Genomic DNA, 16858 nt, shown 5'->3' on the forward strand with positions numbered 1-16858 from the left:
TTGTGCCATACGTTGTTGCCATTTTAATTCCTCCTTATTAATCAGTTATCTAATAAGATGATTAGTGAGAATAAATAAATCTCGCTAACAATAGTTAGACAGATCCTTTCTGAATGAAAGTTCCCAGCGAAAATCCGGGGAGAATTTCGAGAAACTGCGCACTGATCAAAAAAGCGTTGAAACTGGCAGGCTAACGCTGCTGATTGATCCACTGCTTTTATTGATTAACCGGCCATAGCGCAGTAGATGCAATAAAAAGTCATTGTCACGAAACTGTAACATTCTTCCTTTATAACGATTGCCAGTCTTCATATGACTCACTTTTTAAACTCTGGATCAAAAACACACCATGCAATCATTCAGGTTTTTTCTGGCGATCGTCGCTGCAATACCGCTATGCTTCATACCCAACGCTTACGCGCTGGATTTATATGTGGACACGAAAACCAAGCAAATCTTTGCCGAACCCGGTCCTGGTCGGGTTCACATGGGTTCGTATGTCAAGGAAGAAAAAGCATCAACCTCAAAGAGATCACCCGCTCCTTCCAAAACTGCTGCAAAGCCTGCGCTACAGCCTGAAATGGCTGAATCGCCCCCCACCCAAAGTACTTCTGACGTGGTCGAGAGCGGTAAAGCTGCCAGCGACCGGCTTGCAAGAATACGTGAAAAGGCCGAGAAAGAGCAGCTCAAGAATCATGTGTCAGTGCTCGAAGAACGCATGAAGGAAGTCGAGAAAATACACGGCACCTTTGATGACCGCGGCTTGCATTGGGCAACCAAGGATGGGAATTTTTCCATTGCCCTCAACGGCCGGATACAGCCTGCTTCACAATACAATTTCATCAACGATCCCGACCCGGCATTCGGGACCAACACCGCCAATGAGCTAAACAGCGGTATGAATATCCGCCGCGCGCGTCTGGGGGTTGAAGGCACCTTCTTCAAAATCTGGGACTATAAATTCGAATATGACTTCAGCCGGGGCAATGGCTCGGTCGGTGCCGGCATTACCGATGCTTTCGTACGCCTGAATCATACCGATGCGCTGTCGTACAAAGTGGGGTCATTCAAAGAACCCTTCAGTTTGGAAGAAGCCGCAAGCAATCGCTATCTGACCTTCATTGAACGCCATATGTCAGTCAACAGCTTCGTGGACAACCCCAATACCTACAAAACCGGGATCGGCCTCAATTATGCAGTGAAGCGCTGGCAAACCGGCCTGGCCTTTCAGACTGAACCGATCGGCTCCTGGTCATCCGCATCCACATCGGTGAATGCCAACGGCAATCAGAATCGCAACAACGGTTCCGGTGACAGCGGCTGGCAAGGTATCGGTCGCATCAGCGGCAGGCCGTGGATGATCGACGACACCAAGTTCATGCACGTCGGCATCTCAGCAGGTCATACCGATGTCAATACCCAATACCGCGCCGACGGCACGATGGTCGGTGAAGGGCAGACTGGCGGGGGCGGAGGCATGTCATTCTTCGCATTTCCCGGCACCAACGTCGATCGCACCAACATCCTCAATACCGGCAACTTGAGTTCTGGCGCTTTGAATGATCCGAATCGGCGCCAAGTCACCAGCTATGATCGCTATGGCGCCGAAGGCTGGTTCGTCTATGGACCATTCTCTGCACAGGGTGAATTTCTTCGCACCAATATCAATGGCGTGGGTTATGACGGCGAGCATTTGACGGGCTATTACGGCTATGTCAGTTACTTCCTAACGGGTGAATCACGCGCTTACCACGTTCGAAATGGCGCTGCTAACCGCATCAAGCCTCATCGCCCGTTCCAATTGAACGGTACTGGTTGGGGAGCATGGGAAATTGCCGTCGGGTATGACTATATCGATATGAATTCCGGCGTCATCAACGGCGGCCGCGCCGATATGCTCAGATTTGGCTTGAATTGGTACCCGCATTCGAATGTCAAATTTCAGGCAAACGTCGTCCATATGCTCGATATCAACACGGCAAGAACGCCCATTACCAACACCGAAGGATATTCAGGGGGCGCAGGAGCTCGCACCAATGGCTGGAATAATGCGGATTTCAGCGCATTCTTGACGCAATGGACGATTGACTTCTAAAGTCAGGACAATGATTGATCGGGAATTCAGATTACTATCGAACTCCCGATCTATTCAGGAACTCTGGAGCTTTTGGTTTCATCTTGCACGAAGATTCGTATCTCAACATACTGTTGTCAGAGAACCACGGATTAAAATTTTCCTATCACCTCACAGGGAGAGTGACATGTTTCGACAACGTCTTACGCAACTGAGCGCATTGATTGCCCTATGGCTGTTTATCAGCGGCTCCGGCAATGCCGATGCACAACCGGTCATCCTTATCGATGGCTCCAGCACCGTCTATCCGATCACTAAAGCCGTAGCAGACAAATTTGAGGCCGCAAAAAAAAATACCATCAAAACCTCAGTTAACATCTCGGGCAGTAGCGGTGGCTTCCGCAAATTCTGCCGCGGAGAGATCGATATCGTGAATGCTTCCCGCCCTATTCTTAAGCATGAGATCAAAGAATGCAAAAATGCACGCGTGCAATATGTTGAAATACCAGTCGCTTTTGATGCCGTCACCGTGGCAATCAATCCGGCCAACAGTTGGACTAAGGCAATGACAGTGGCTGAATTAAAAAAAATCTGGGAACCTGCCGCGCAAGGTAGAATCACTCGGTGGAGTCAAATCAACCCTACCTGGCCCGATGAAAGTATCAAACTATATGGCGCAGATATCGACTCGGGCACATACGATTATTTTACCGAGGCCATTATCGGCAAGGCCAGGTCAAGCCGTACTGATTTTACCCAATCGGAAAATCACACCACGTTGATCGATGCTGTCGCTGCCGAGAAAAATGCTCTCGGATTCTTCAATTTTGCGTATTACATCGAGAATCAGGATAAAGTTGCGGCAGTAGCGATCAATAATGGCACAGGTGCGGTTTTACCTTCGGTCGAAACCGTCGAAAATGGCAGTTATCAGCCGCTCTCGCGTCCCATTTTTATTTATGTCAATATCCAGGCGGCTGAGAAAACCGAGGTGAAAGAATTTGTTGAATTCTATATGAAAAATGCCCTACTGATTGTCAAGGAAGTCAAATTCTTCTCCTTGCCACCGAGAGCCTATGCCACCATGCTGGAGCACTTCAATAAGAAAAGAGTCGGAACGGTATTCGACGGCATATCCGCAGTTGGACTCACGATTGATGATTTAATCCGGCGTGAAGGCCGGCTCGAATTTGAGCATCATTGATAATCAAAAAATCATGCCCCATGACTGGAATAATCCCCGCACCGCGCAGTGGTGCCAATATTTGCTCGATAGCTACGCGCACTGGCTCGGGCAAGAGCTCATAGAGCGCGATGGCGCGCCTTTGCAACAAGCCGAGCGCTTGTTCAACAGCAATTTCGTGGTTGTATCGCACGGGATTGAGCTTGATCCGATTTTAAATTACGGCAACCAGATGGCGCTCAGTTTATGGACGATGGATTGGCAGCAATTTACGCGAGTTCCCTCGCGCTTGACTGCCGAGGCGCCCAACCGCGAAGAACGCGAACGTATGCTGGAACTGGCCAAAACTCAAGGCCACATCTCCAATTATCGCGGCATCCGGATTGCCAGCACGGGACAGCGCTTCCTGATTAATAAAGCGATCATTTGGAACATTCATGAGCCTCAGGGCGCGACGATCGGCCAAGGAGCAACGTTCAACACCTGGCAATTTTTAAGCTGACCGGTTTTACCAAAATCGCATCAAAAAACAAATTTGCCCGAATTGTAGAACTGGTTTATTCTTGGCCCCCTGCCGATTGATAATCCGGAGAAGTGACCGAGCGGCTGAAGGTGCACGCCTGGAAAGCGTGTGTACGGCTCAAACCGTACCGCGGGTTCGAATCCCGCCTTCTCCGCCAGTTCAAGGTCTAATCCAGACCACTCAAGACCAACTAAGACCCATAATAAACAGGGCCTTAGTTGTATTTCAACAAATGACCGATTAGTCTCGACAGGTCTCCAGAAGCCTCGGTTGTGGCACAAAAATGACACAAATTTGCCACAAGTTGTTTTTGCCGATGAACGAACGGCAGCCTACGGCACAGAAAAATGCCGCCGCATGCGCCAGCATATTTTCACCGAGCTTTACCCGCTTGCCGGGGATTTGGCTGCTTGCTATGTCAAAACCGCCGAGCGCGAAAGTTTCGAACAAGCCAATCATGAACTTCAGGATATTTATCATCAGCTTCGCATTGAGGATTTAAATCTTTGCAGTGATAATGATGAATTGTTCGAGGCCGCGAAGCGTTTCGCCGTAAAATGCCAAACAGCGCGAAACCGTTCAGAATCTGCCTCCGCTGCCTATCAAGCCTGCTTGCGCATTGTCGATCATTACCAAGTAGGTCGCCCCGCCCTCAAAGACGAAAATCTTGAGCCTGTCTTGAATCGGATGTGCGATCGCCATTGGTGGCATCGTAGGATCAAAATACTGCGACTGCGCAAGATTGAAAATATTTCGCGCAATATCGGACTGGTCAATCAACTGCGCGGCACGTATGCGAGCGATTACACCATTCATGTTAAACGCAAACAAAAGGAGCGCAACCGCGAGTATTTAGCCTCTACCTTTGTAAGCAACCAAAACGGCGAGATTTTTTCCCTGCAAAACCTAGCCGAGCGTTCGGTATCTAATCCAGCCGTTCGCCGTGCCGAATTAATGACACGCATCCGCGGTTTTGAGACGGCAGCCGAACATCTGGGACACATTGGAGAATTTTATACACTTACGACCCCTTCCCGCATGCATGCCTATTTACATACTGGTTCCGATAACCCCCGTCATGACGGCACCTCCATTTTACAAGCACACCAGTATTTAACTCACCTATGGACGCTGATCCGTGCTGAGTTTGATAGGAAAGACATTCGACCTTATGGCTTCCGCGTTGTCGAACCGCATCACGACGGCACGCCGCATTGGCATTTGCTGTTGTTCATGCCTGAACAGCATCGCCAGTTGGTACGCAAGATTATGAGCCATTATGCAATGATGGATAATGGCAGCGAGCCAGGAGCATTGGAGCGTCGCTTTAAAGCTGTCGCCATTGATCCTACCAAAGGAACTGCTGCCGGTTATATTGCCAAGTACATTTCTAAAAACATTGACGGCTATAAGCTAGAGCATGACTTATACGGCAATGATGCTGCCAGCGCTGCCGAACGAATAAATGCTTGGGCCAACACCTGGGGTATCCGCCAGTTCCAGCAGATCGGCGGCCCTAGTGTGACCGTATGGCGTCAACTAAGAAAATTAGATAAATCTGATGATCCCGAGTTGGAAAACATCCGATTATCAGCAACTGCTAACGACTGGGCAGCATTCACGCTCGCGATGGGCAATCCTGAAACCCCGCACAACCAGCTCACTATCAAGCCATTCTATGATTCGAGTAAACAATTCAATTCTATGACTGGAGAGACATATTCTCCAGCTACTAGCCGCTACGGCGATATAGCCGCCTTGCGCGTCTCAGGCATTGTTTGGAAAGGCATGAATATATGCACGCGCAAACATGTTTGGACACTATTCAAAATTGAGAGCGAGGACGTGACATTACGGAGCGAGGCGCAAGCCGAGCGCACGCAATGGCACGGCGAAGCTGGTTCTCTTGGACTTGGACTTGTATCAATAACTGTACCAACCCTTTTTTATCATCCGGAGGCCACCCATGAAAACACACCTCAACATTAAAAAAGACCCGATAAACGACATTATGAATCCTTTTACATTAGATGAAGCCGTGTCCTTGATTTACCGTCTGGCCGTATTCAAAAAGGACGAGCGCCAACCCGGCCAGAAATATAGTATCACGCAGATCGGCCATATCTGCGGGGTTCTAGCACTTAACGATCAAATCGAGATCGTCATCAAGTTCTATGATGAGATGCGTCAATTCACCAAAACAGAGTTCTATGCCCAAGTAAAGCTGATCGACGAATAGGACAAACATCATATTGACTGTCATAAACAGTAGTGTATTATCATAACTCCTATATATTTTAAGAGACACTACTGATTATGAAAGGTGAAACTGTAAAACCGCAAAGACTGCTTATTCTTGATGAAGAGACGGAACAAAGAATACTCCGGAATATGAGGGAATTTCGCGGCGTTGGCACAACACTTGAAAGCGCATTGGGTGCACTGGTGTTAGGTCAATTTTTTGGGTGGCGCGTGCTCAAGATTTTGCACAATCCAGCCACTTACCGTAAATACGAAAAAGTGCTCGGCATTGAATTCAAAAACCTTTGTCCTGAAATCACAGATTTCGGCCAGAAAAAAAGCATCGGTTATGCCATCACCGAAAAGCTCGGCAGTTTCTGGGCGGTAGTCATGGGTAAACGAAAAGTGGCAGATAAGGGTTTAATCGACAATCAAGCGGAAGTAGAAAAGCACGTGGCTAAGCATATTGCCGGTAGTGACGGAGAGGAAAAGAAATGAACCATTCCGAACATATACTGGTAACGATCAAGAAGTTTGCTGAATTAACCGGCTTGACTGAAGAAGCCATCCGCCAATATATAAAGAAAGGACAATGGCGATACAAAATTCACTGGAACAAAGCGCCAAACGGCCGAATCTTCATCATCGCAAAGGCAGCTTACGCATGGATGCAAGGCATCGAGGCATAACGATCAGAGGGAATAGCGCCCAGATCGCCTTCACCTATCAGGGCGTGCGCTGCCGCGAGACGATCTCTATTCCGCCGACCAAAGCCGCACAAAAGGAACTGGTTCTTAAGCGTCAAGCCATCCTGTATGAAATCAGTATGGGTACGTTTGACTACTCAAAGCACTTCCCGCATAGCAGGAAAGCCAAGGAATTCAGAAAAACCCGCGCTGATCTCTACACGATTAAAGAAGCCATGATCAGCTGGCTGCAACGCAACCAAACTAAATTGCAGAAAAGTACGCTGCAAGACTATAACAGCGCGATTTATTATCATTTGCTTCCCGCTTTTGGCGAACTGACCATTTCTGAATTGACCGCGAGCAAGGTTAAAGAATGGTTATCCATACTCCCCTGCTCCAGCAAACGAAAAGGCAATATTTTGATTCCGCTTCGTCAAATGTTCGATGAGCTGTACCATGAAGAAATCATCGATAAGAATCCACTGCAAAGGGTTAAGAATCTTCCCACCAAAACCCGTGAACCTGAACCGTTCACACAAGAAGAAGTAACAAAAATCCTGCATGAACTCACCGGCCAAGCAAAAAACCTGATTCAGTTCGCATTTTACTCAGGTCTCAGAACTTCAGAATTAATAGCCCTGCGTTGGCCAGATGTCGACTTTGAAAACAACCGAATATTTGTCACAAGCGCCTATGTTCGCGGACAATTCAAAACAACAAAAACCAAATCGGGGAAACGGGAAGTCACGCTTCAGCCACAAGCGAAAGAAGCGCTCCTCACTCAACAAACTTTCACCAGAACACAAAACCAAACCGTTTTTCACGATCCAGACACAAATCAACCCTGGCGAGATGATCAACCGATTCGCAAGAAGGTCTGGATTCCGGCACTAAAGAAAGCAAACATCAAATACCGCAACCCCTACCAAACGCGACACACCTTCGCATCAATGCTGCTATCCAGAGGCGAAAAACCCTTATGGGTTGCAAGTCAGATGGGGCATAAAGACTGGGGAATGATCATCAAAGTTTATGGGCGGTGGATTCCACAATCAAAATAATTGCCAAAGTCCCAATATGGGACTATCATCCCACTCATGAGAATTATTGCGCTGTCGACGTTGAAAGCCTTCTGGGAAGAAAACTCGTCTTATAGCGATGCAATTCAACCAGCGCTTGCTTGGTACCGGCATGCATTAAAGGCAAACTGGACAACACCCGCAGAAGTGAAAGCAGATTTTAAAAGTGCAAGTATTCTCAAAGACGGCAGAGTCGTATTCAACATAGCCGGGAATAAATACCGGCTAGTAGTATGGATTAACTATGCATACAACATCGTTTATATCCGTTTCATAGGCACCCATGCCCAATACGATCAGATCGATGCACAAAAGATTTAGTACCGGGAAGAAAACATGAACATCAAACCCATTAAAACCGATGCTGACTACCGCGCAGCACTGAAAGAAGTGGAATTACTCATGATGGCCGAACCAAATACACCTGAAGGTGAAAAACTGGACATTCTGGTTACGCTGATCGAAGCCTATGAGCGCAAACATTTTCCGCTCGATCTTCCCGATCCTGTCGAAGCCATCAAGTTTGAAATGGAACAGAAAGGCTTAACCATTAAAGACCTTGAACCCATGATTGGAAAAAGCAATCGCGTATATGAAGTGCTCAATCGCAAACGTGCACTAACGCTACGAATGATTCAGAAACTACATCAGGAACTAGGCATCCCTGCTGAGTCATTGCTAAAACAATCCGTTTAATTTTTTTACACCGACCATTACTCTTCAATCCTGATTTTTCCCTTTAATAACTCGCGAAATTGAAGTAGAACGGTCCTTTTTAATGCCTCATTAGGTAGTATAGAAGCCAGAACTGAACCGTCTAATTTCTACCTCAATGGGCATGTTGCTATCATCAAATAAAATCCCAGCACCTCCACGCCTGCGAACTGAAAATATAAAACCACTTTCATACTGACTTTCGTCGAGGCCAGAGCCATAACTGACTTGGCCAATTATAAGTATAATGATTTCACTGAAAGGATGATTTAGAGCTGCTTTTTGATATTCAGCCAAACTGTATCCAGCCCGGACTTGAATTTCTAATTCCTCACCTGGAACAATCAGATGACCCAAATCGACCTCATTGGAAACTAGTTCCTTGCGTTCACGTGCGAGCTCTTCTCTCATGTTCTTATGTAGTTGATGGGCATTTATATTTCCTATATAGGACAGGTGCATAACGGCACAAATATTGACATTAATTGCAGGGGAATGCCCCACGTTTCTAGCAATCATTGTGAAGGCAAGCCCATGTTCATTAAAATTAAGAGGACTACGGGGAATTATTTCTTGCACAGTTACCCACGGTCGTTGGGAAGAAATGAAAATTTTCTTATTCAATTCATTGCCGCTAATAGCGGCTTGAGCAGCTTCTTTAGCAATAGCTAGAGATTTTTCCATTTCTTCGGCTTGCCTTGCACCAGCTTCTTTAGAAGCCACACTCAACCGGTAAGTAACCCACCACAAAGCAGCCGTGAAAAAAAATAATAAAAAAGTAAAAAGAGCAAGTAATCCTGTATATTCGACAAGCTTTGCATCAGTTTCTGACTTAGCTTTTCGTTCTTTCATTTCATCTCGGGTCTCTTCTTCGTTTTTAATTGAATGAATCTCTCCTTTAATAAACAAAGGAAAATTTACAGTTCCTATTTGTTCTTTTTCTTGAATATGTAAGTTATTTTTATTTTTCACTCCTCCTAGAGGTTCTTCTGTCCATGAATTTGAGCTAACTAAAGTGAGGAATAGGATTAACCAACGTATATTTTTCATATTGAAAAAATGGACTAATTAATTTACTTTTAAAGTAGGATAGTGTGAGATTACTTTAAATTGATAGGCTTTTCCGTTCAAATAACCCAAGAGTTACCAGGACATTCCGATAAAAAAATTCTAGTTTTTCAATAATTTTTATGTAAGAAAAATTGCATCATTAATTAAGTGCCAAAACATCCTATATTGCAAAAATTTACACAGTTTATCGTACTTTTCTTGCTGCTTTAACCAAATGAGTTTAAACTGATTTACGAGTTTTTAAAGATTTGATTGAAATACAAAGAAATGACACAAAAACATCACTGGAAAATGATAAATGGTTGATATGTCAGTAAGAGATCAAGGTTCGAATCCCGCCTTCTCCGCCACCTGAATTTTATTACTTGTAATCGCCCCTAACACCTTGAATGGTAATGGGGTTTCAGCGGTTCTAAGTCCTGTATTTCGGTGATATTGGAACCCACCCGGAAAGGCCAGTTTCAGCACTGCGCGGCGGTCACACAATCTACCAGAATCCCAGAGTTTATAAGGACTTGCAATAAAATCCAGAGCGGTTCTAAGTGCCGCATCATAAGATCGCATCGGGCGCAGCGACTGCGATGATTTTTCAACCAACACGGCCTTATCGGTCTCCAGTTGCTTGACCCGTTTTTCATACGCCTTGATCATCGTCTGACTATCCGTTTCAATCAGCCTATCCATTAATTGTTCTATAGATTGATCCAGCTTGCGTAATTCTTTTTCCATCGACTGCCCGCGCTGCGAAATTTGCGCCTGACGATAATTCCACCATACCTCGAACATCTTGGTTGCGGTTTTGAATAATGGAACGGATGGCACAAGCTGGTGCAGCAGACTTGCAAATTCCCCTTCGATCTTCTCGCGAGCAATGGCTTTGCCGTAGCTCTCACATCGTTTGGTAAAGCAATAGTAGTACGGATAATGTTTACTGCGTCCTTTCGTCCAGCACGCGGTTAGCGGGTTGTCGCAATCGCTGCAACGCACGGCACCTCTCAACGGAAAATCTTCATTCAGATCCTTCCGTGCTGCTATCTTGGGTTTCTCCTGCATGCGGCTCTGAATTTTCTGATAGGTTTCCAGCGAGATCAACGGCTCGTTTTGCGCCGGACGCAAAGTTACATCCATGATGTCCGATTGGATGTGTCCGGCATAAATCACCCGGCTTAAAATCCGGTTCACATGTTCGTTACTGACTTCGCCCTTGGCATCTGTAGGAAACTCCGGAAATTGCTCAAAGAAGCGCTTCACTTCCGCTCTGATCTCAAAGCGCCCGCTAGCATAACCTTCCAGTCCTTCTGCGACGATACTGGCAAGCGGCTCGTTTCTTACTAGAACTTTGCCGTGGCCGGGTTTCGATGCGTACTTATATCCGATAGGCGCGAAATGCACCCAATAACCGTTCAACATACGTGCCCGTCTTCTGTTGCGTGTTTGCTCTGCGTTTTTCTGCCGATGATGCTGCGATACGCTTGCAAGCAGGTGCTCAACCAATACTGAATCCGAGTCTTCGCCGAACTCGATGCTGGGCGAAGCTAGTTTTGCACCGACACTTGAAATTGCTGTACGCAAGGTGATGTGTGCTTGAACGCCACGTGCCAAGCGGCTCAAGTCGTCAATAATCACCGTAATGTTGTCTTTGCGATGTGACTTTAAGTATTTGAGCATAGTTTGCATGCCTGGCCGATCAATGAGCGACCCGGATTGAGAATCTTGAAACACTTCGATCACTTCCATATTGCGATAGCGGGCGAATTCCCGGCAACGGGTGGCTTGCGAAGCAAGCCCATCGCCTTCTTTCGTCTGCCGCTTGGTTGATACCCGACAATAAATCACCGCTTTAGCCATGGTTGCTCCTTTCGCCGTTTGACTTTTCAGTGGCTGGTTCAGTTTGGTTAGATGGTTGTTCTACCACAACGTCTTCATCATTAAATGCCTTACACAATGAAGGCGGCATCAGCATATGCACCGCATCCATATCCAGATTGAGATCGACCATCATGCGCATGATATCCCACAGAATAGCCAGATATTCATTCTCCTCCTTAATTGTGAGATCGCAATCAACCAAGTCTTCCCGAAATGCCTCGCAATCCAGTACGGGGACAGGAATTGCTTCCTGTTTGCTTTCGTTCTGTTCTGTCGTATTGTTACTCATCTTAGCCTCCTTAGCTTTCAAGGCCATGCCTTGAAATGGTTATATATCCATAATTTCGTGTCCCTCCCTGTCGTCTAAAGCACGAACAAAAAGAGAACATATTCTTTTAAAGCTCGCAATAAAAAACGTACCTCGTGTATTCAATTTCCAGAACTATTTAACGCTCTGGCCCGTGCTGATGCTGATAGTCCCTGTTTTCTTCACGATCACTCTGCATGGAATGCTCAGGGCTTTCCCGCCGTTCTGCGCGTTGCCGCGCCAGTTCATTCAGCCGGGCTTCCCGCTGCTCGCTCAGCCATGCCCGGTTGAACGTTTCGCGAATGGGGCCTTGTTCATGCTCGGGGCGAAGCTCAGGATGCGGCTTATCCCGCTTTACCATCTCCGATCCGCCGCCGCGTTCACTTTCGCCGCGCCGCTGCGCTTCGGTTAACTTCATTGCTTCCAATTGCTTGGCGATATACGGATCACGCACATAATCGAATTCTCGGCGCTGCAAAGGAGCGTTGCGAAAGCTGTCAGGTACATCGTTTGCAAAATCCGGGTGCTTGCCCGAGAAGCTTGTCGTGTTAGGCGACAATTCGTCGCCATAACGTTTATTAGCGTTCGTACCCATGATCGCGGGTTCGGGTATTGTTTACAGGCTGCTGTTTATTTCGTTTATCCTGATAGTCCTGCATACGCTGGTCGCGTTGCTCGCGCAGCGTAATGCGCCCATCCATCGGAATGCTGTCCAGTACCAGTTCAGAGCCCCGACCATCTTTGTGTTTCCACATCGCCCCAACCCTGTTCCAATATTCCTTGCCATCGCTTGTTTCACGTACCGTATAAGCAATCTGGTCGGGTTTGCGTCCTGTATGGGATTGAGTAGCTTCATTCGGTGTGTCGTTTGAATTTCTATTGCTCATTTTCTTCTCCTGTCGTTGTAAAAAAATTTAATGTTTGTCTCGCCTGTCGATGATCACCAGCACCGGGCAATCGCTGTAACTGTAATCAAGCTCTATCAATCCGCCTCCACCCAGATACAAGCAATCGTTATAGACGCGGTATCCGTTAAATTCTTTGTAGGTGTACCAAACCAATAGATGAGGCCCGATGGGTGAGATCATCAGCACAACAATCGATAGCAAAAACCAATGCCGCAGCAGATAAGCCGTGCTTCGTAGCCCCACTGACAGCCATGCAAAGGGACGGAATTTTTGAGGTGAATACATTTTCATGAATGACTCCTAAAGGCGAAGTTTTACTTTCTTGCGAAAGGGTTTACCGTGAAATGGATTGATGCCTACTTGGCTGCGCCATGGCTCGATCTCGGCGTATGACACAGGTTCAAATAAAATCGGGCGGTACTGGCGCACGAACAAAATACCTTCCTTCATGCGTCGGATTTCGTCAGGCGTAGCTAACGGTCGGCCTACTTCACTAATGGTTTCATTCAAACCCAGATGCTCGATGGAGCGATTGGCCCCCATTGCCATCACCGATTGCTCACCCAGCATTTGTTTAGAAATCATTTCCAGTGTTTTAGGCGAGCGCTGGCCGGGCAGGAACTGTTTAATCTCCGTTTCACTGAGTAGCGTATCGAGCACGGTTTTGCCGTAGGTTCTCTCAAATGCTGCAAAATCCTGAAAGATCAGATGCAGGCGGATTCCATACGATCTGCCCCACGTCAGCAAGCTCTCCAACCCATTGATCTTGTAATTCGTGGCTTCGTCCAGAATGAAATAAACAGGCCGATCTTTGGCAGGGTGACGTTTCATGGCCGTCGTGCAACACCACTTCATCAATCCTATATAGCCCTTAAACGCTTCCATACGACTACTGTCTGCTACGATGAAAAGCGTGGTCGGCTTCTTGCCCTCCTTGAGATCACGCATGTTAAAGGTCGAGCGACCCATTGCTGGTGCCAAGCGTCCGAAAGCGAATACTGCCAAAGCCTGCTGCGCTCCCGTGATGAAACTATCGAATGCACGGCCATCCTTCGACATCAAGGCAAGGATATTACTTGCTCTTGCTCTGATCAGTGCAGCGAATTCAGCGACATCTCGTGGATCGTGTAACTTTGCCCATTCGGTATGCTCGATAGGGAAAGGCCCATCCGGGTGCGGTTTGTCTTCGATATCGACACCCGCAATCCATCGGGCCATATCTTCGAGACGCTTGCGGTTTTCTAGCAGTAACGCAACGGAAGAAAGCTTTGCGTCATACAAATCAATCATGATCTCAAAAATAATACCATTTGAAATTAGTAATCTACTTCCCTCCCGGAAATAAGAATTGTCTGTTTGTTTACCTTCTGGTTCCGGTAGTAGTTGCTCAGCCATCTCGCGCAAATCATCCATTACATCTCGCAAACCTCCGAGACGTGCCAGATCGTCGCTAATGATATCTAAGGGGCTATACGAATCGCTGCTTGATCCGATGATCTCCGACCATAGATTGCCGGGATTAAGCACTCGAACGATTTCGCCGCGTTTTTCCAAAGCGGATTTCAGCATAGTAAGTAGTTCTCCCTTAAAATCTGGGATAACTTTGCTGTGTCGAATACTCATGATGTTTGTAACGACGGTATATATGCCCTTGCCGGAACCCGCAGGGGCAATCGTCATGGCGTTGGAAACAAAATCAAAAAATAGTGCGGGTGAAGAACTACCTGCAAACCGCCCCCAAAATGGCCCGCTATTATTTTTAGTTAGTCCGTCTTTGAATTCTTTAACTGTGGCCCATGCGGCGCTGCCTTTTTGTCCTGTGGGTTCATGGCTAGCGAAAAGATCGATGTAGTGTGCAAGATTCTGAAGCGAACGGATTACGGTTTGCAGACACGCCAGTCCTGCCATGAAGTAGATCAGCGTTGAAAACCAATCGATGCGACCGTGTAATAGCGGCGGGTTAAGATTGGTTGCCCACAACACCAGCGCTGCCGTGATACTAAAAAGTGTTAGCAGGCTGGTTGAATGTTGATTGGAAAATTGGCGGGCCATCGCTTTTACCCGGCGGTATGGCCTGCACGAATACGGATAAACGTAGGTTTGATTGCGCCATTGCCAGTAAAGTAATCGCGCCAGAAGGTGGTCAATTCTTCTTCATTCTTACAATATTTAAGGTAGCTAGGGTGGCCGTAACCATAGCGTTGCAATAGAAGCACCGTGACTTCGATACTTTCCAGCGAGCGTGGCATCAACCGTTGCTGATAGCTTTCTTGCTTGCGAAAAACGCGAAATGGCGGCATCTGGTTCTGTTTGATGCAGAATTGCGCAGTTTCGGAGTTTTGTAGCAGGTCGCTCAGTACAATGAGGCGGCTGCCCGGTACGAAATCCTTCATGTGTGAAACATTCTTGACCATCTCCAGCATCGGTGACTGCGAAACTTGCTTGCGCGATTCATCCGGTGTCGGCGACAGCATCTCATCGACCTGCGGGGCATAGACACTGTTATACAGCCGTTGCTTTTGCTTTCTTAGAAATCCTGCCGATGCGCTTTGCGCACCGATCTCATCGAGGTCGTCAGGATTTTTAGCCGTACCGCAGACATGAAAACGGGCTTTCGGCGTAGAACTGATCACATCGCCTTCGGTGGTGATGAAGCTCAAGCGCTCATTGAATTCGAGATTGGCATAAAGTTCGTCCAGATAATCACGCACCGAGCGATGCTGCTCAATATTCAACCGGGGTTCGCTAGCATCGAACAGCACGAAAGTGTTGCGTTGTTTGACATCCTCGAAACAACCGTATTGATCGGGTGTTGGTTGACCGAAAGTGCTGAATGCGGCGTAACCCATGGCTCCGGTACATGCAACCAATACTGCGCTCAACGCGATGATTTTGGGTAAATCTTGTTTTTTGCTTCTTCGTCTCATGGGAATCTCCTAGAAAATTAGATTTAATAAACTTATGCATGCCGTTTCAGCACATCGCTCAATCGCTTGAGCGCGGCGGCTTTTGCTTTAGCCAGCGCAGGATTGTTTTCGCTTCGGGATGAAGCATGGTAAAACTCGGGTAACTCGATGCCACTTGCATCGTTAAAAGAGAAATGATTGAGCAATCCCTCTGGAACAGAAATGTCTTTGCCTTCAAGAACAGAATGGGTATGTACTATCCGGTTTGCCGCAGCCAAAAATTCGTTTTCAGCGGCACGCGTTGCTTCTTCAAGCTCGCGAGATAATTGGTGGCATTCCGTGACCTTCTTGTTGTATTCCTTGATTTCTTTTGCTTGAGCAGATACCGATGCTTGCGCATCGTCTTCTACGTCAGCGCAGGCATCTTCGATTTCCTCTACATAATCTTGATAAAATTGATGCAGATCGTCATGAGCGGCGGTAACGCTCTGCTGATATGTACTGTAATCGCCGTAAGGGTGACTGAATCCAGTTTTTCCTTTATGGAACGAAAAGACTGCGATGCAGATGTTGAGTAGAACAAGAAAAACAGCTTCAGGCGTTACTATCAATTCATGGTAATGCGAGAGTGAGTGACCGATTTTGTCCAGAGATTCCGTTGATCTGACTAATCCTACAGTCAGAATAAAAAAAGCCATCACAGCGATAAAGACTTTGAACTGCCATTTAGCGCGACCCCTTACGATTTTAATTTCCTGCGTATCGACATCCGTGCTGCGTATGCCGTAATTCAAGAAGCGTCCGATGTAATAACCTCCACCGACAGCTAGCACTACGTTTGTCAGCGAAATCAAAAAACTGACAAGCAAAGCTGCGAATGGCCCGCTGACCATGTGAGCGTTATACAGGAATGAACTGTTCACTCCTGCGTCAATGAACAAGCAAATGCCCATCAACAGTAGGGAAATGACCGGATTTGGTGTAACGGATTTATCGATTAAGTTATGGGTGACACTGAATGCCTTCTCGGCTTGTAATGCCTGATGAAGTGTGTGGGCTTTTTGCTCAAGCGTTCTTTCAGCTTGGGTGATGATGCTGTCGAGCTTTTGAGTAATGCTCTGATTCCAGGCAATCGAAGGAATTTTAAGCCGGGATTTGATATTTTCCGCTTCCTTACATAGTGCCAAAAGAGTACTTAGCATTGTTTGAAGGGGCCTGTTCAATTTCGCATGATGACGATGAAATTCGCTTAATAAATAATCTTTCATTTTTGTACTCATTTTTTTAATAAAGC

The 16858-nt window shown here is 46.8% G+C and carries 19 protein-coding genes and 1 tRNA gene; 11 read left to right on the forward strand and 9 right to left on the reverse strand.

Annotated features, from left to right (window positions below; all coding sequences use genetic code 11):
* The first annotated feature begins 349 nt into the window (after positions 1-349).
* The 11 genes from ABF87_RS10520 to ABF87_RS10570 all read left to right on the forward strand — a co-directional run bounded on the left by ABF87_RS10520 (position 350) and on the right by ABF87_RS10570 (position 8485).
* Positions 350-2095 (forward strand): porin, encoded by a 1746-nt coding sequence (locus ABF87_RS10520; protein ID WP_160829087.1) that lies wholly within the window; start codon positions 350-352, stop codon positions 2093-2095.
* A gap of 166 nt (positions 2096-2261) precedes the next feature.
* Positions 2262-3278: a PstS family phosphate ABC transporter substrate-binding protein gene (locus tag ABF87_RS10525; RefSeq protein ID WP_160829088.1), complete on the forward strand. Its 1017-nt coding sequence runs from the start codon at positions 2262-2264 to the stop codon at positions 3276-3278.
* Positions 3279-3291: 13 nt separating this feature from the next.
* Positions 3292-3759: an MEKHLA domain-containing protein gene (locus ABF87_RS10530; RefSeq protein WP_160829089.1), complete on the forward strand. Its 468-nt coding sequence runs from the start codon at positions 3292-3294 to the stop codon at positions 3757-3759.
* Between the two features lie 86 nt (positions 3760-3845).
* Positions 3846-3937 (forward strand) — tRNA-Ser (locus ABF87_RS10535).
* A 113-nt stretch (positions 3938-4050) separates the two neighbouring features.
* On the forward strand, positions 4051-5769 hold the full coding sequence (locus ABF87_RS10540) for a replication endonuclease (protein ID WP_240143636.1): 1719 nt from the start codon (positions 4051-4053) through the stop codon (positions 5767-5769).
* Positions 5747-6019, forward strand: coding sequence for a hypothetical protein (locus ABF87_RS10545; protein WP_160829090.1), 273 nt, complete (start codon positions 5747-5749; stop codon positions 6017-6019). The genes ABF87_RS10540 and ABF87_RS10545 overlap by 23 nt, the downstream gene beginning before the upstream one ends.
* A 77-nt stretch (positions 6020-6096) precedes the next feature.
* The gene (locus ABF87_RS10550; protein WP_160829091.1) at positions 6097-6519 is read left to right on the forward strand and encodes a hypothetical protein; all 423 of its coding nucleotides are present in this window, start codon (positions 6097-6099) and stop codon (positions 6517-6519) included.
* Positions 6516-6710: a MerR family transcriptional regulator gene (locus ABF87_RS10555; protein WP_107802992.1), complete on the forward strand. Its 195-nt coding sequence runs from the start codon at positions 6516-6518 to the stop codon at positions 6708-6710. The genes ABF87_RS10550 and ABF87_RS10555 overlap by 4 nt, the downstream gene beginning before the upstream one ends.
* Complete coding sequence (locus tag ABF87_RS10560) at positions 6686-7771, forward strand: DUF3596 domain-containing protein (RefSeq protein WP_160829092.1); 1086 nt, start codon at positions 6686-6688, stop codon at positions 7769-7771. The genes ABF87_RS10555 and ABF87_RS10560 overlap by 25 nt, the downstream gene beginning before the upstream one ends.
* A 36-nt stretch (positions 7772-7807) precedes the next feature.
* Positions 7808-8110, forward strand: a complete 303-nt coding sequence (locus tag ABF87_RS10565; protein ID WP_160829093.1) for a type II toxin-antitoxin system HigB family toxin — start codon at positions 7808-7810, stop codon at positions 8108-8110.
* Between the two features lie 15 nt (positions 8111-8125).
* A complete protein-coding gene (locus ABF87_RS10570) occupies positions 8126-8485 on the forward strand; it encodes a transcriptional regulator (RefSeq protein WP_160829094.1) in 360 nt (119 codons plus the stop codon).
* A 90-nt stretch (positions 8486-8575) separates the two neighbouring features.
* Here the strand turns inward: ABF87_RS10570 and ABF87_RS10575 are convergent, their stop codons facing one another.
* From ABF87_RS10575 to ABF87_RS10615, 9 genes are all read right to left on the reverse strand, one after another.
* Positions 8576-9553 carry a hypothetical protein gene (locus tag ABF87_RS10575; RefSeq protein WP_160829095.1) on the reverse strand — a complete coding sequence of 326 codons (978 nt, stop codon included), beginning with the start codon at positions 9551-9553 and terminating at the stop codon, positions 8576-8578.
* A 342-nt stretch (positions 9554-9895) separates the two neighbouring features.
* Positions 9896-11422, reverse strand: coding sequence for a recombinase family protein (locus ABF87_RS10580; protein ID WP_160829096.1), 1527 nt, complete (start codon positions 11420-11422; stop codon positions 9896-9898).
* Complete coding sequence (locus ABF87_RS10585; RefSeq protein WP_160829097.1) at positions 11415-11732, reverse strand: hypothetical protein; 318 nt, start codon at positions 11730-11732, stop codon at positions 11415-11417. Before ABF87_RS10585 ends, ABF87_RS10580 begins: the two co-directional genes overlap by 8 nt.
* A gap of 157 nt (positions 11733-11889) precedes the next feature.
* Positions 11890-12345, reverse strand: coding sequence for a hypothetical protein (locus ABF87_RS10590; protein ID WP_160829098.1), 456 nt, complete (start codon positions 12343-12345; stop codon positions 11890-11892).
* A complete protein-coding gene (locus ABF87_RS10595) occupies positions 12329-12637 on the reverse strand; it encodes a hypothetical protein (RefSeq protein ID WP_205012687.1) in 309 nt (102 codons plus the stop codon). The genes ABF87_RS10590 and ABF87_RS10595 overlap by 17 nt, the downstream gene beginning before the upstream one ends.
* 27 nt (positions 12638-12664) lie before the next feature.
* The gene (locus ABF87_RS10600; RefSeq protein ID WP_160829099.1) at positions 12665-12949 is read right to left on the reverse strand and encodes a hypothetical protein; all 285 of its coding nucleotides are present in this window, start codon (positions 12947-12949) and stop codon (positions 12665-12667) included.
* A 9-nt stretch (positions 12950-12958) separates the two neighbouring features.
* The gene (locus tag ABF87_RS10605) at positions 12959-14710 is read right to left on the reverse strand and encodes a type IV secretory system conjugative DNA transfer family protein (protein ID WP_160829100.1); all 1752 of its coding nucleotides are present in this window, start codon (positions 14708-14710) and stop codon (positions 12959-12961) included.
* Positions 14711-14715: 5 nt separating this feature from the next.
* The gene (locus tag ABF87_RS10610; RefSeq protein ID WP_160829101.1) at positions 14716-15585 is read right to left on the reverse strand and encodes a hypothetical protein; all 870 of its coding nucleotides are present in this window, start codon (positions 15583-15585) and stop codon (positions 14716-14718) included.
* Between the two features lie 32 nt (positions 15586-15617).
* Complete coding sequence (locus ABF87_RS10615; protein ID WP_160829102.1) at positions 15618-16766, reverse strand: hypothetical protein; 1149 nt, start codon at positions 16764-16766, stop codon at positions 15618-15620.
* Between the last annotated feature and the right edge of the window lie 92 nt (positions 16767-16858).

This window comes from Nitrosomonas sp. JL21, from assembly GCF_009833095.1.
GTDB lineage: Bacteria > Pseudomonadota > Gammaproteobacteria > Burkholderiales > Nitrosomonadaceae > Nitrosomonas.

What these genes read in the sequence shown, in the direction of transcription:
- ABF87_RS10590 (WP_160829098.1), bottom strand. Translation starts at nt 12,345, where the DNA reads ATGGGTACGAACGCTAATAAACGTTATGGCGACGAATTGTCGCCTAAC.
- ABF87_RS10555 (WP_107802992.1), top strand. Translation starts at nt 6,516, where the DNA reads ATGAACCATTCCGAACATATACTGGTAACGATCAAGAAGTTTGCTGAA.
- ABF87_RS10550 (WP_160829091.1), top strand. Translation starts at nt 6,097, where the DNA reads ATGAAAGGTGAAACTGTAAAACCGCAAAGACTGCTTATTCTTGATGAA.
- ABF87_RS10585 (WP_160829097.1), bottom strand. Translation starts at nt 11,732, where the DNA reads ATGAGTAACAATACGACAGAACAGAACGAAAGCAAACAGGAAGCAATT.
- ABF87_RS10525 (WP_160829088.1), top strand. Translation starts at nt 2,262, where the DNA reads ATGTTTCGACAACGTCTTACGCAACTGAGCGCATTGATTGCCCTATGG.
- ABF87_RS10560 (WP_160829092.1), top strand. Translation starts at nt 6,686, where the DNA reads ATGGATGCAAGGCATCGAGGCATAACGATCAGAGGGAATAGCGCCCAG.
- ABF87_RS10570 (WP_160829094.1), top strand. Translation starts at nt 8,126, where the DNA reads ATGAACATCAAACCCATTAAAACCGATGCTGACTACCGCGCAGCACTG.
- ABF87_RS10615 (WP_160829102.1), bottom strand. Translation starts at nt 16,766, where the DNA reads ATGCTAAGTACTCTTTTGGCACTATGTAAGGAAGCGGAAAATATCAAA.
- ABF87_RS10530 (WP_160829089.1), top strand. Translation starts at nt 3,292, where the DNA reads ATGCCCCATGACTGGAATAATCCCCGCACCGCGCAGTGGTGCCAATAT.
- ABF87_RS10565 (WP_160829093.1), top strand. Translation starts at nt 7,808, where the DNA reads ATGAGAATTATTGCGCTGTCGACGTTGAAAGCCTTCTGGGAAGAAAAC.
- ABF87_RS10610 (WP_160829101.1), bottom strand. Translation starts at nt 15,585, where the DNA reads ATGAGACGAAGAAGCAAAAAACAAGATTTACCCAAAATCATCGCGTTG.
- ABF87_RS10580 (WP_160829096.1), bottom strand. Translation starts at nt 11,422, where the DNA reads ATGGCTAAAGCGGTGATTTATTGTCGGGTATCAACCAAGCGGCAGACG.
- ABF87_RS10605 (WP_160829100.1), bottom strand. Translation starts at nt 14,710, where the DNA reads ATGGCCCGCCAATTTTCCAATCAACATTCAACCAGCCTGCTAACACTT.
- ABF87_RS10520 (WP_160829087.1), top strand. Translation starts at nt 350, where the DNA reads ATGCAATCATTCAGGTTTTTTCTGGCGATCGTCGCTGCAATACCGCTA.
- ABF87_RS10595 (WP_205012687.1), bottom strand. Translation starts at nt 12,637, where the DNA reads ATGAGCAATAGAAATTCAAACGACACACCGAATGAAGCTACTCAATCC.
- ABF87_RS10575 (WP_160829095.1), bottom strand. Translation starts at nt 9,553, where the DNA reads ATGAAAAATATACGTTGGTTAATCCTATTCCTCACTTTAGTTAGCTCA.
- ABF87_RS10600 (WP_160829099.1), bottom strand. Translation starts at nt 12,949, where the DNA reads ATGAAAATGTATTCACCTCAAAAATTCCGTCCCTTTGCATGGCTGTCA.
- ABF87_RS10545 (WP_160829090.1), top strand. Translation starts at nt 5,747, where the DNA reads ATGAAAACACACCTCAACATTAAAAAAGACCCGATAAACGACATTATG.